This is a genomic window from Massilia glaciei (genome assembly GCF_003011895.2).
GTDB lineage: Bacteria > Pseudomonadota > Gammaproteobacteria > Burkholderiales > Burkholderiaceae_D > Telluria_A > Telluria_A glaciei.
This window is the reverse complement of the sequence record NZ_PXWF02000259.1, coordinates 60,599-73,474: the sequence shown is the minus strand read 5'-3', so window position 1 is coordinate 73,474 and position 12,876 is coordinate 60,599. Positions and strand designations below refer to the sequence as shown.

Annotated in this window: 9 protein-coding genes; 3 read left to right on the top strand and 6 right to left on the bottom strand. The window is 63.1% G+C overall.

Features of this window, described 5'->3' with window-relative positions:
* Nucleotides 1–252 precede the first annotated feature (252 nt).
* The 3 genes from C7C56_RS18680 (at nt 253) to C7C56_RS18670 (ending at nt 4,179) form a co-directional block, all read left to right on the top strand.
* Nucleotides 253–522 (top strand): GlsB/YeaQ/YmgE family stress response membrane protein, encoded by a 270-nt coding sequence (locus C7C56_RS18680; protein ID WP_106758872.1) that lies wholly within the window; start codon nt 253–255, stop codon nt 520–522.
* A gap of 79 nt (nt 523–601) precedes the next feature.
* Nucleotides 602–1,861, top strand: coding sequence for a phospholipase D-like domain-containing protein (locus C7C56_RS18675; RefSeq protein ID WP_229458861.1), 1,260 nt, complete (start codon nt 602–604; stop codon nt 1,859–1,861).
* Nucleotides 1,862–2,019: 158 nt separating this feature from the next.
* Nucleotides 2,020–4,179 carry a S46 family peptidase gene (locus tag C7C56_RS18670; RefSeq protein WP_106758870.1) on the top strand — a complete coding sequence of 720 codons (2,160 nt, stop codon included), beginning with the start codon at nt 2,020–2,022 and terminating at the stop codon, nt 4,177–4,179.
* Nucleotides 4,180–4,533: 354 nt separating this feature from the next.
* Here C7C56_RS18670 and C7C56_RS18665 read toward each other — a convergent pair whose 3' ends face one another.
* The 6 genes from C7C56_RS18665 to C7C56_RS18640 all read right to left on the bottom strand — a co-directional run bounded on the left by C7C56_RS18665 (nt 4,534) and on the right by C7C56_RS18640 (nt 12,846).
* Entirely contained in the window at nt 4,534–6,288 is a 1,755-nt protein-coding gene (locus C7C56_RS18665; protein ID WP_106758869.1) for a diguanylate cyclase domain-containing protein, read from the bottom strand.
* A gap of 156 nt (nt 6,289–6,444) precedes the next feature.
* Entirely contained in the window at nt 6,445–7,911 is a 1,467-nt protein-coding gene (locus tag C7C56_RS18660; protein ID WP_106758868.1) for an APC family permease, read from the bottom strand.
* A 1,649-nt stretch (nt 7,912–9,560) separates the two neighbouring features.
* Nucleotides 9,561–10,154, bottom strand: a complete 594-nt coding sequence (locus C7C56_RS18655; protein WP_181373240.1) for an imm11 family protein — start codon at nt 10,152–10,154, stop codon at nt 9,561–9,563.
* A complete protein-coding gene (locus tag C7C56_RS28295; RefSeq protein WP_146204547.1) occupies nt 10,111–10,623 on the bottom strand; it encodes an AHH domain-containing protein in 513 nt (170 codons plus the stop codon). Before C7C56_RS28295 ends, C7C56_RS18655 begins: the two co-directional genes overlap by 44 nt.
* A gap of 80 nt (nt 10,624–10,703) precedes the next feature.
* Complete coding sequence (locus C7C56_RS18645) at nt 10,704–11,609, bottom strand: DUF2167 domain-containing protein (protein ID WP_106758865.1); 906 nt, start codon at nt 11,607–11,609, stop codon at nt 10,704–10,706.
* Nucleotides 11,610–11,712: 103 nt separating this feature from the next.
* A complete protein-coding gene (locus tag C7C56_RS18640; RefSeq protein ID WP_106758864.1) occupies nt 11,713–12,846 on the bottom strand; it encodes an NADH:flavin oxidoreductase/NADH oxidase in 1,134 nt (377 codons plus the stop codon).
* Nucleotides 12,847–12,876: the final 30 nt, after the last annotated feature.

Here is a 12,876-nt window from a genome sequence, read left to right as displayed (position 1 = left end):
CTAAGAATCGGCAATAAGTTGCTGCCGGTATGGCAAGATATGATGAGCTCGACCCCCACTCCGTTCGTTCACGCACGTAAGAACAATTTTCATAAGAATTAAAAAATTCACACCGAAATTATCCAAAACATCAATCGGAGAATTAAGTTCGTTGCCGCACCGACCATGCAGATCGCGAGCCCTAGACTTTTTCACACGGCCAGCAAATCGGTGGCTTTGGAGTATGTTTTTTAACTATTAGGGAGAATCAACATGATCTTTATTATCTGGCTCGTCGTCGGTGGTGTCCTCGGTTGGCTCGCAAGCCTCGTCATGAAAACAGACGCCGAACAAGGCATGATTTTGAATGTCATCGTCGGCATCGTCGGCGCGTTCCTGGGCGGCTGGCTGCTCTCCCCGCTGTTCGGGACCGGCACCATCAACTCGGACGATTTCAGCCTGACCTCGCTGCTCGTGTCGTTCTTGGGCGCGGTCATCCTGCTGGCCATCGTTAATCTTTTCCGCCGGGGAAAAGCGCGCTAAGCGCTTCGGCTCCACCAACCAACGCCACCAAGCGTTGGTTTTTTTTCGTCCGGATTTGCCTATGAGAATGAAACCTTTAATGGCTGCATCGATCGGCGCCGGGCTCACCCTGCTCGCGGTGTTTTTGGTGTTCAACCTGCGCCCGGGGGAACAGAAGATCGAGACCCAGCTCAAGCGCCATTACAGCACCGCGGACCCGCAATTCCGGCGCTCGATGGGCGTGTTGCTCGGCCCCCCCATCGTCGACGGCAACCTCGTCGAAGAACTCATCAACGGCGACCGGATCTTCCCCGCCATGCTCGACGCGATCCGCAAGGCCGAGCGCAGCATCACGTTCGAGACCTATATCTACTGGTCCGAAACGATCGGGCGCGAATTCTCCAAGGCGCTGATCGAGCGCGCCAGGGCCGGCGTCAAGGTGCACGTCATGCTCGACTTCATCGGCAGCATCAAGATGGACGTTGGCGCGATCGAGGCGATGGAGGCCGCCGGCATCGAAGTGCGGCGCTACCACAAGCCCGTCTGGTGGAAATTCACGCGCCTGAACAACCGCACCCACCGCAAGGTGCTCGTGGTCGACGGCAAAATCGGCTTCACGGGCGGGGTTGGCATCGCCGACAAATGGCGCGGCGACGGCCAGGACACCAACCATTGGCGCGACACCCATTTCCGGGTCGAGGGCCCGGTGGTCGGCCAGATGCAGGCGGTGTTCTCCGACAACTGGACCAAGGCCACCGGCACCGTGCTCGACGGCGACGCCTACTTCCCGGCGCTGGCCGCGCGCGGCGACCAGGCGGCCCAGATGTTCTCGAGCTCGCCCACCGGCGGCAGCGAAAGCATGCACCTGATGTACCTGCTCTCGATCACGGCCGCGCGCGATTCGATCGACCTGTCGTCGGCCTATTTCGTGCCCGACGTGCTGACCCTCAGGGCGCTGGCCGCCGCCGCCCGCCGCGGCGTGGTGGTGCGCATCATCACGCCCGGCGAGGACATCGACTCGAAGATCGTGCGCGCGGCCTCGCGCGACAGCTTCGGCCAGTTGCTCGAGGCCGGGGTGCGGATCGCCGAGTACCAGCCGACCATGTACCACGTCAAGGCGCTGGTGGTCGATTCGCTGCTTGTGTCGGTGGGCTCGACCAACTTCGACGCCCGCTCGTTCAGCCTCAACGACGAGGCCAACCTGAACGTGATCGACTCCGCGTTCGCGCTGCGCCAGCGCGCAGTGTTTACGCGCGACTGGGCGCAAGCGCGCGAGGTCACGCTGAAACAGTGGCAGGACCGGCCGTGGCACGACAAGCTCACCGGCAACCTCGCCGCCCTGGTCGGCGCCCAGCTGTGAGAGGGGGCGCCGCTGCGTTTCCATTCGGAACGTATGCATATGCGCTTGCATACACGTGGCGTAGATTCTGGTTGACTATTGGGTGGGGGGTGCGGATACTCTAGGGCGCCCGGCACGACCGGGCTTGATCCCATTGACCAATCAGAGACGACACGCGAATGAAAAAGACCCTCCTCACGCTCGCCATCCTCAGCACCGCCAGCGCATACGCTGACGAAGGCATGTGGATGCCGCAGCAGCTGCCACAAGTAGCGAAGCAACTCAAGGCCGCCGGCCTCAAACTCGACCCGGCGTCGCTGACCAAACTGACCGAATTCCCGATGAACGCGATCGTCAGCCTCGGCGGCTGCTCCGCCTCGTTCGTCTCGCCGCAGGGCCTGGTCGCGACCAACCACCACTGCGTGTACGGCAGCGTTGCGGCCAACTCGACGCCAGAGCGCGACCTGCTGGCCAACGGCTTCCTGGCCAAATCGTTCGCCGAGGAACTGCCGGCCGCGCCGGGCAGCCGGGTCTTCGTCACCAAGGGCGTCACCAACGTGACCGACAAGGTGATCACGCCCGATGTCGCCAAACTGAGCGGCAAGCAGCGCGTCGACGGTTTCGAAAAAAATGAGAAGGCCATCGTCGCCGAGTGCGAAAAAGACGCGGGACACCGCTGCACCGTGGCCGGCTATTACGGCGGCCTCGAGTACTACCTGATCAAACAGCTCGAAATCCGCGACGTGCGCCTGGTGCACGCGCCGCCTGAGGGCGTGGGCAAGTTCGGCGGCGACACCGACAACTGGATGTGGCCGCGCCACACGGGCGACTACGGTTTCTACCGCGCCTATGTTAGCAAGGACGGCAAGGCCGCCGACTACTCCAAGGACAACGTCCCGTACACCTCGACGAGCCACCTGAAAATGGCCAAAGAAGGCGTCAAGGAAGGCGACTTCATCATGGCGCTGGGCTACCCCGGGCGCACCAACCGCCACCGCCTGCCATCCGAGGTGGCGTCCACCTTCGGCTGGGACTATCCGGCATTCGTCAAATCGTCGGCCGAGTCGCTCGCGATCATCGAGCGCGAGACCAAGAACAGCCCGGACGTCAAGCTCAAGTACGCCGGCCAGGTCGCGGGCATCAACAACTACTACAAGAACCGCAAGGGCATGCTCAACAGTTACGCCGACAGCGACTTCCTGGCGCGCAAGACGCGCGAGCACGCCGAAATGAAGGCCTGGATCAAGGCCAGCCCGGCCCGCACCAAGGAATACGCGGCCGACATCGAGCAGGTCGAGCAACTGATCGCCCAGCGCGACGCCGAGGCCAAGCGCGACTTCTATCTGGTGCGCTCGTATCCGCGCCTGTTCGCCACGGCGCGCACCCTGTACCGCCTGGCCAACGAGAACGCCAAGCCGAACGCCGAGCGCAAGGGCGGCTTCCAGGAGCGCGACCTGGCGCGCCTGAGCGCGGGCATCGCCGCGATCGACCGCACCTACGACGAAAAAGTCGACAAGGCGCTCGTCATGAACAACCTGGTCAAGTACGCCGCCCAGCCCAAAGAGCAGCGTTCGGCCAACTTCGACGCCGCCATGGGCATCCGCGACGGCATGGGCGAGGCCGAACTGAAGGCCACGCTCGACGCGATGTACGCCGGATCGACGATGCACAACAAGACCGAGCGCGCGGCATGGATCGGCAAGACGCCGGCAGACTTCAAGGCCAGCGGCGACAGCTTCATCAAGGGCGCGGTCGCCATGTACGATGCCGGCCTCAAGCGTGAAGCCGAGATGGAAGAACTCGGCGGCAAGATCCAGCAAGCCTACGCCAACTACATGAAGGCGAAAATCGCCTACATGAACAGCAAGGGCCAGCCGGTCTATCCCGACGCCAACGGCACCTTGCGCGTAACCTACGGCAACGTCGCCGGCCGCGCCCACGGCGCCGACGGCACCGGTTCCTGGAGCGCGTTCACGACCGTCAAGGGCGTGGTCGCCAAGGCCACCGGCGAAGGCGAGTTCAACGCGCCTGCAGCCCAGCTGGCCGCGATCCAGTCCAAGGACTTCGGCAAGTATGTCGACCCGAAGCTCAAGACCGTGCCGGTCAACTACCTGGCCACGCTCGACATCACCGGCGGCAACTCCGGTTCGGCGGCATTGAACAGCAAGGCCGAGTTCATCGGCCTCGCGTTCGACGGCACGCTCGATTCGATCATCTCCGACTGGGACTACAACAAGGTCAACACGCGCGACATCCAGGTAGACGTGCGTTACATGCTTTGGAACATGAAGCACGTCGACAAGGCCGACAACCTGCTCAAGGAAATGGGCGTCGAGTAAGCGCCCAAACGGCGGCGCGCCATGCGCCGCCTGCGACAAAAAGCCACGCCGTCGATTGACCGCGTGGCTTTTTTTTGGGCCGGGGCGCCGCGCCGCGGGCTTTCCCGCCTGCAAATCGGGGCCGGACCGATGGAGGTGCCGCCATCGCCCTCTCTGGCGTTGATGCTCGTTTGCCGCGTTGTTCGTGCGCGTTCTGTCTCGTTTCGTCCCACAGTTTCTCTTGCGCAAAACGGCAAGGCACGATTCGACAAAACCAGACAAAACGCGCCCCAAAACGAGCACGAATGCCAGACGCACTTGCCCGGGCATGCGCCCATTCCCCCGGCAACACCGGGGTGCATACGGCCCGCTCCGCTACGGCTCGGGATTGAACTCGATCTTGTTGCGCCCGTTCTTCTTGGCCACGTTCATCGCGTTCTCCGCGTGCCTGAGCAAGGTTTCCGCATCCTTGCCGTCGCGCGGGAACAGGCTCATCCCGATGCTGCAGGTGGCGCTCAAGTCGAGCCCGCCCACGGCCACCGGCTGGGCGACCTTTCCCTGGATTTTCTCGAGCATGCGCGTGATGTACACCAGCCCGCCACCCTCCTGCGCGGCGGCCTGCTTGCCGCTGGCCTTCGTGTTATGCAGCGACACCAGCACGAACTCGTCACCGCCGAGGCGCCCGACCGTGTCGCACTTGCGCACGCAGGCCAGCACGCGCTGGCCGACGGCCCTGAGCACGGCGTCGCCGGCGTCGTGCCCGTGCGTGTCATTGACATGCTTGAGCCGGTCGAGGTCGATGAACGCGACCCCCACCACGAAGCCGCCGCGTTCGCCCATCGCGAGGGCCTGGGTCAACCGGTCGAGCAGCAGGCGCCGGTTCGGCAGGCCGGTCAGCATGTCGAGGCTGGCGAGCCGCTCGAGCTGCTGCTCGGTGTCGCGCGCCTTGCTGATGTCGCTGATGGTGAACACGTAGTGGCTCACAACGCCGCCGGCGTCGCGCACCGGCGCCATCCGGATGTCGCTCCAGAACACGCCGCCATCCTTGCGCGGGCAGCGCAGCACCGCGCGCCCTTCGCGCTGCTCGCGCAGCGCCTCGAGCAGGCCGGCGCTGCTCGGATTGCCGATCTCGAGCCCGAGCAGGGCCGCGAGCGAGCGCTGGCGCGCCTGCTCGGGCGTGAAGCCGGTCATCCTTTCGAACGCGGGATTGATGAACGACACCGGATAGTCGGGCTCGCGGCAGCCGGTGATGATGACGGCGTCGTTGCTGGCCTCGAGCGCGCGGTTGCGCAGGCGGATCGCCTCGTCCGAGCTCATGCGCGTGGTCACGTCGCGCGACAGGCCGACGATCCCGTGCACCCTGCCGGCGTCGTCGAGCAAGGGCACCTTGGTGGTCGAATACCAGCGCCGCAGCCCGGCCCGGTTGATGCTCTCCTCGATCTGGTCGACGATCGCCTCGCCCGTGCCGATGATGCCCTGCTCGTCCTCGTGGAAACGGGTGCGGCAGGCGATCGGGAAAAACTCGAGGTCCGAGCGGCCCTCGAGTTGCTGCGGCGAGTCGACCCCGATGCCGGCGGCGGCGGCCCGGTTGCCGATGATGAAGCGGCCCGCCGCGTCCTTGACATAGATCTGGTCGGGCACGTTGTCGATGATCTGGCGCAGCAGCCGGCGCTCCCGCGCCAGCGCCGACAGTGCCGCGAGCGAGGCCGACAGGGCGGCGGCGATCAGGCTGAGCATGTGCAATTGCCGCGGCGCCAGCGACGACTGCCCGCTCTGCCAGCAGCACAGGTAGCCGAGGTGGCGGCCGCCCGGGCCGGTCAGGGGCAGGCCGAGCGCGCCGTGTTCGCGGATGGTCGGGCAGCGTCCCGGCGCGTGCCCGGATTCGAGCAGCAGCTGCGCGAACGGCGGCAGGTAGGACGGCGCGCCGTCGGCCTGCTCGGGCGCCACCAGCCGGTAGCGTTGCCCGGCCGTGCGCAACACGCACGCCTTGTGACCGGCCGCGTGGTGCTGCGTGGCGCGCAGCGCGCTCTCGATCAGCGCCTCGGGCGTGGCCGCGGCGGCGAAGCCCCCGATCAGCTCGAGCGCGCCCGCGAGGTCGACGAACGCTGCGTCCTGTTGGTCATTTTCCATGCAAACTCGCTAAGAGCGGTTGAAACGCCGGGCCGTCTAAATCTAGAGTTACTTTTCAGAATTCCTTATTGGAAAAATTGTATCCCAATAAAGTGCGCCGGATAAAAAAAACCGCGGCACGGCCGCGGCTTTTTATTGAAAACGCGCCGGCGCGCTTCAGGCCGGACGATTCAGGCGCGAGTTGCGGATGCCGTAGGCGAAGTAGGCGGCCAGCGCCACCGCCATCCAGCAGGCGAACACGGTGTAGGTCGTGCTCGACAAATCCTTCATCATGAACAGGCAGGCGCACACGCTCAGGCCGGGCACCAGGTAGGGTCCGAACGGCACCTTGAAACCCTTGGTCAGCGATTCGCCCTGCTTGCTGCGCATCACCGGCACCGCGATCGAGACCACCATGAAGGCCGTCAGCGTGCCCATGCTGACCATGTCCCACAGGAAGCCCGAATCGACCAGGCCGGCGACCGTGCCGACGACCAGGCAGACGATCAGGGTGTTGCCGACCGGCGCCTGGGTGCGCGGGTTCACCTTTTGGAACAGCTTCGGAATCAGGCCGTCGCGGCTGATCGCGTACAGGATACGGGTCTGCCCGTAGATCGTCACGAGCGTGACCGAAAACACCGAAATGACGGCGCCGGCCGACAGCACCATCGCCGGCCAGCTTTTGCCCGTCACGTTTTGCAAGATCACTGCCAGGCCGGCCTCCTGGCCGGCGAACATCGATGCCGGCTGGGCGCCCACGGCGGCGAGCGCGACGAGCAGGTAGAACACGGTCACGATGCCGAGCGCGAGCAGTATGCCCTTTGGCACGTTGCGCGACGGGTCGCGCACCTCGTCGCCGGCCGTGGCCACGGTGTCGAGGCCGATGAACGAAAAGAACACGGTGGCGGCGGCGGCCGTCACGCCCTGCATCGGCGTGAAGCCGGCGGCCGTGTTGGGCTGGAAGAACGGGGTGAAGTTGTCGGCGTTGAAGCCGGTGAAGGCGACGGCCACGAAGAACAGCAGGATCGCCAGCTTGATGATCACCATGACCGCGTTGGTGGTGGCCGATTCGCGCGTGCCGCGGATGAGCAGGATGCCGCACATGACGACGAGCAGGATTGGCGGCAGGTTGATGTGCCCGAAATGGAACTCGGTGCCCTCGGGCCCGGCCACCAGCATCGGCGAGCGCAGGGCCTCGGGGATCTGCCAGCCGGTCGCGTTCATCAGGAAATGGTTGAGGTAGTCGGACCAGCCGATCGCGGTCGCGCTCGCGGCCAGCCCGTATTCGAGCAGCAGGCAGGCGGCCATGACGAAAGCGGCGAATTCGCCGACCGTGGCGTAGGCGAACGAATACGAGGAGCCGGAGGTGGGGATGCGGAACGACAGTTCGGCGTAGCACAGCGCCGTCAACCCGGCCGTGAGCGCGGCCAGCAGGAACGACAGGATCACCGCCGGACCGGCCTTGGGCACCGCCTCGACCATGGTGAAGAAGATGCCGGTGCCGATCGTGGCGCCGACCCCGATCATGGTCAGCGAGAACAGGCCCATCGAGCGCTTGAGGCCGCCAGCGTGGGCGCCGCCGTCGTCGACCGACGTGCCGACCGGCTTGGTGCGGGTCAGTTTTTGGCCCAGTGTTTGTTTCACGGATCCCAGTGTTTGAGTCACGGCATGTCCCTATTGTCGCTGGTGGAATGGGCAGGCTATGCTGCCCGCTCGGCAAGTGCCAGCGATTATAGGGGTTTCCGCCCACTTATAGACATCTTTCGGTTGCCAAAAAACTACGTTCGAGCAGCTTTGCCTGCGGCTTTTCGCCGCGCGGCTTTCACATTGCGGGAGCAATGCGCTGCGAAGCGACATGCGCGTGGGCGCATGTATCTTTTTTGCGTGGCACGTGATCGACTGACGGCGAAGCGCGGCGGCAAGCAGTGCGAGGCACCGCGCGTCCTCGTGGCCCACTTCCGCGGCAAGCGTGGCTGTTGTCATCCGCAAGTGCGGCTGGAAATACCGCGCAGCGGCTGACCAAGTCGTTCGGCATGCTAGCTTTCCGCGTATTCGAAGCCCGATCGCTGGCGTCTTTGCACAGCAGCGAAACCGGGGTCGTGAAGGGGGCGCCGAGCCTTTTTTTTCGCGGGCTCATGCGAAAATTAGGCTCGCCGCCCGCCTCACCCCGCTTTCGCGGGTCGAAGTCAGCGGCGTTTTCCGCACTAAAACTGGCCGTGACAACAGCGCCGACAGGACAACAGGGGACGACAACAGGCGAAACAGGGGACAGACCCCAAGCAAACCGGGGACAGACCCCTGTTTCGCGGAAACGGCCGCAAGGAACAGGTGTCTGTCTCCGGTTGTTCCGAGCCGGTTTGCACCCCGACTGACGGCGCAGCGCGGCCGCAAGCGGGGCACCACGCGCGCGCCAACCACCTGACTTGCCGCACCCCGTACCAGCCTCGCGCGCAGCGCCTGACTGCGAGATACGCAGCACTGACTGGCTTGGCAGTCGCGCAAGGGCGCCCGACATAAGGCAACTTATGGTCAACCCGAAGGGCCCGGCGAAGCGCGGGATCGCCCCAAGGAACGAAGCGCAGCGCAGTGAACGGGGCGATTTGGCATAAGACTGCCTTATGTGGAATGCCAAAGGCATTTCCCCCGGAGCGGCTGTGCACTTGCGTGGCATTTGACCAACTGACGGCGGAGCGCGGCGGCAAGCGGTGCAGCGCACCGCGCGTCCTCGTGGCCCACTTTCGCAGCAAGCGTGGCCGTTGCTATCCGCAAGTGCGGCTGGCGATACCGCGCAGCGGCTGGACAGGTATTCGACTCAGTAAAGGCCGAGTCCGTATCCAATCGTCAGACGCAGCATCAAGCAAGCGATTTGGTTCACAAATGTCCGCTTTCCAGACCTGACCCTCAGCCTTGCGATACCAAAGCCTGCATTGAGCTCATGCCGCCTCTACACCGGCTGCCATCGGGTCCGTAAGCAGGTATCGCCCCGATTGGTCCCGGAGTAGTCTGAACACCCCGGTTTTGACAGCACCTTAAGTCTAACGATGCTTCGTCGGACGGTTTGCTTTCGCTCATCTTCTCAATGCTTACCTGACATCTTAACGATGCCTTTTCCCCAGTCGCTCACGACCGCGCCTTTTGAACGCAGCCGCACTGGGCGGTTTGAAGCCAGCTCCTGCAAGCGGACTTCGGGAGGCCGTCTCCCATCTTCGATACAGCATCGCAGGCTTACGCCTGCGTTCGTGACACACACAGACCTGACCCCGTCCCCTGCGCGTGCCCTGCGTGCAGTTCTGCTATGGGGGGCTATTTACGTTGACCTCACCTATATGCCTGAACTGCAGACCCTTCAGGCCAAGTTGCCGTACTCTATTTACGAACGACTCAATAACAAAAATAGAGGAACGATTGCTATCTTGAATGGTAAAAAATTCATTTTTATCAACTGCCAGGTTATTTATCACCAATTTCTGAACCATAAATATTTTTCCTGAATCGTCTCTGTGCAAAATACTGCGCTTCTCATCAACATTGTCAATCGAATTCAAGCAGTTCAGCAACTTCCAGTCCTTGCCTTCAACCTTTAACGGCAAGAGCTCAAGTCCATCCATCTCAACCGGAAATAATAAATTTTCCAGTTCCGCCTCAAAAGCAATGCCAGGGATTAAGCAAGTAATTCGTGGTCTCACTTGACTCTTAACGTCTCTAAAGAAATCTAGATTAATTTCCTTCCAGTCGTTCCTCATGCTCCTAAAATTTAGGTCGCCATACTTAAGAAAGCTCCCTCCTCCCCAGAGCAAAGGGTAATGAGAATTACTGGGCAATGGATCAAATATTTTAATCATATCAAAAAAGGAAAACTCCAATGATAATTTGTGCTCTGATGACACTTAACCTCTTGGCCACATCGGTATACGACACGGAACCAGTAAGGGCCCGTTCGACACTAGCATGATAGACGGGGCTATGAAGGCGATTGTGATAGCGCATATTCATATTCATCCCGTTAAACGCACTATCAATGTTCATGCCATGCTTGTTGAGTATTGCCCGCGATCCTGCAGCGAGGGCTGCACCTTCGGCTACAATATGGTGCGATGCATGGCCCTGCATTTTGGATATACCAGTAGCAGTTAATATGTTTTTCGCTAGTTCCCTGCTTGATTCCAAAAATGGAGGCACTACCTGTGCCCCAACTAACGCGCCACCCGCAATACTAGCGGCAACTATGGCCGGGTTGGCAGGCGTACATGCTCCACCTGTGCCAACATCACATCCGGCCGAAAGCGCCACGCCTACGGTTCCTCCGACCACAGCACCGAACGTCGCACCGAATGCCATGTCAGCCTTACGCTGCATCGCTGCACTTTTGACGGCACCTGCGTCAATCTCATAGCCGACGCCATTACTGTTTGCCGAAAATCTTCACCGCCCCAGGATTATTTTTCGAGGCTGACCTTGACCTTGGCCTTGCGGTTGCCGAACCATTTGAGCAGCGCGGCGCCGATGGCGATCACGCCGATGATGACGAATTTCTTGAACAGCAGCAGGAACGCGAGCAGCTTCGCGAACAGGCCCATTTTGGCGGCCAGGCCGCCCGCGACCAGCGCCGCGATGCCGTACTCGGCGACCCGGTCGGTCTTCTCGTTGAAATCGGCGTAGCGGTTGCCGGGCGAAAACTCGGTGAACGCCGTCACATGCTTCATTTCTTTCTTGATCGTGTCGATCTGGTGCATGCCGGCCACCGCGTTGAGCACCAGCACGCCCTCGCGCCCGAGAACACGGATGTTGTAATTGAGCGAGTTCTGCGGATTGTTGCCTGTCTTGAGCTCCTTTGCCCAGAACAACTTGTGGCTGGCCTTGTCGTAACTCGGCTTTTCGGCCCAGCCGACCAGCGCCATGCTGTCGTAGCCGGCCTTTTTGCGCTCTTCGCTGGCTGCGGCGGTCTCCTCCTGCATGGTCTTGAGCAACTCGTCGTACTTGATGCTGTCGGCGTCGTCGTCCTTGACGTGGCCATCCTTGTCGAAGGTGACGATCACGCCCCAGCCGGCCTCGCTCAGTGGGCTCACCCCGGCCGGCACGATCATGCCGAGCGTGGTGTTGCCGGGCATGTTGCCCCAGCCCTCGACCAGCAGGCGCTCGGTGTCGGCCGCGCCCAGGTAGCGGAAGGTGGCCGGCAGGTCGAGCGAGGCGACGCCGCCGCCCAGATTGATCTTGCCCTGCTGGAAATTCAGCTTTGCCAGGAACTGCTCTTCGGTCATTTTCGCTTCGGCCGGGGCGTCGGCGTGGGCCACGCCGGGCAGGAAAGCGCACAGGGACAGCACCAGCAGCAGTTTTTTCAACATGGGGGATCCGGATACAAGGGTGAGTAAGGACCGTCGATTGATACCGATAGTGACAAAACCAGGGGATTCGCAATTCTACGCCGACTTGCAGATTTGCCAATAATTATTTCGACATCACACTGTTGATGTTTCGCAAATTGACGTCGGTATTGAACAGCGCCTTGTGCTGCGCCGGCTGCGAGCGCCAGTATTGCGGCGGCGCCTGCACCTGCGCGCCCAGTTCGGCCGCCGCGTGCCACGGCCAGCGCGGGTCGTACAGCATGGCGCGCGCCAGTGCGACCATGTCGGCCTGGCCGCCGGCGACGATCCGCTCGGCCTGCGCGGCCTCGGTGATCATGCCCACGCCGATGGTCGGCATGCCGCATTCGCGCTTGATGCGCTCGGCGAAGCCGATCTGGTAGCCCGGTCCGGCCGCGATCTTCTGCTCGGTCGAGACGCCCCCGCTCGAGACGTGGATGAAGTCGCAACCGGCCGCTTGCAGCGCCCGGCACAGGACCACGCTTTGCTCGATGTCCCAGCCGCCGTCGACCCAGTCGCAGGCCGAGATGCGCGCGCCCACCGCCATGCCGGCCGGCACCGCGGCGCGCACCGCCGCGAACACCTCGAGCGGAAAGCGCATGCGGTTCTCGAGCGCGCCGCCGTAGTGGTCGGCGCGCGCGTTCGCCAACGGCGACAAGAACTGGTGCAGCAGGTAGCCGTGCGCGGCGTGGATCTCGATCGCGTCGAGGCCGAGCGCGTGGCTGCGCCGGGCGGCTGCCACAAAATCATCGCGCACGCGCCGCATGCCATCCCCGTCGAGCGCCAGCGGCGGCGTGTCGCCGGCCGCGTGCGGCAGCGCCGACGGCGCCTCGGTCTGCCATCCACCGGCGGCCAGCCCGACATTGCCGCCGCCCTCCCACGGCACCTGGCTCGACGCCTTGCGGCCCGCGTGCGCGAGCTGGATGCCGAGGAGGATCGGGGAGTATCTGCGGATCGCCGCGAGCACCGGCGCGAGCGCGTCGGCGTGGGCGTCGGACCACAGGCCCAGGTCGCGCGCCGAGATGCGCGCCTCGGGCGAGACCGCGGTGGCCTCGAGGATCAGCAGCGCCGCGCCCGACAGCGCCAGGTGGCCGAGGTGGATCATGTGCCAGTCGCCGGCGATGCCTTGCTCGGCCGAGTACTGGCACATCGGTGCGATCACGATCCGGTTCGACAGCTGCAACGGTCCCACGGTTGTTGGGGAAAACAGCTCGCTCATGCCGGCCTCGCGCTAGTGGCTAGTTGGAAG

Excerpts from the sequence above, each read along its gene's own strand:
- C7C56_RS18665 (WP_106758869.1), bottom strand. The coding sequence starts at position 6,288 with ATGGAAAATGACCAACAGGACGCAGCGTTCGTCGACCTCGCGGGCGCG.
- C7C56_RS28295 (WP_146204547.1), bottom strand. The coding sequence starts at position 10,623 with ATGCAGCGTAAGGCTGACATGGCATTCGGTGCGACGTTCGGTGCTGTG.
- C7C56_RS18670 (WP_106758870.1), top strand. The coding sequence starts at position 2,020 with ATGAAAAAGACCCTCCTCACGCTCGCCATCCTCAGCACCGCCAGCGCA.
- C7C56_RS18680 (WP_106758872.1), top strand. The coding sequence starts at position 253 with ATGATCTTTATTATCTGGCTCGTCGTCGGTGGTGTCCTCGGTTGGCTC.
- C7C56_RS18675 (WP_229458861.1), top strand. The coding sequence starts at position 602 with ATGGCTGCATCGATCGGCGCCGGGCTCACCCTGCTCGCGGTGTTTTTG.
- C7C56_RS18640 (WP_106758864.1), bottom strand. The coding sequence starts at position 12,846 with ATGAGCGAGCTGTTTTCCCCAACAACCGTGGGACCGTTGCAGCTGTCG.
- C7C56_RS18645 (WP_106758865.1), bottom strand. The coding sequence starts at position 11,609 with ATGTTGAAAAAACTGCTGCTGGTGCTGTCCCTGTGCGCTTTCCTGCCC.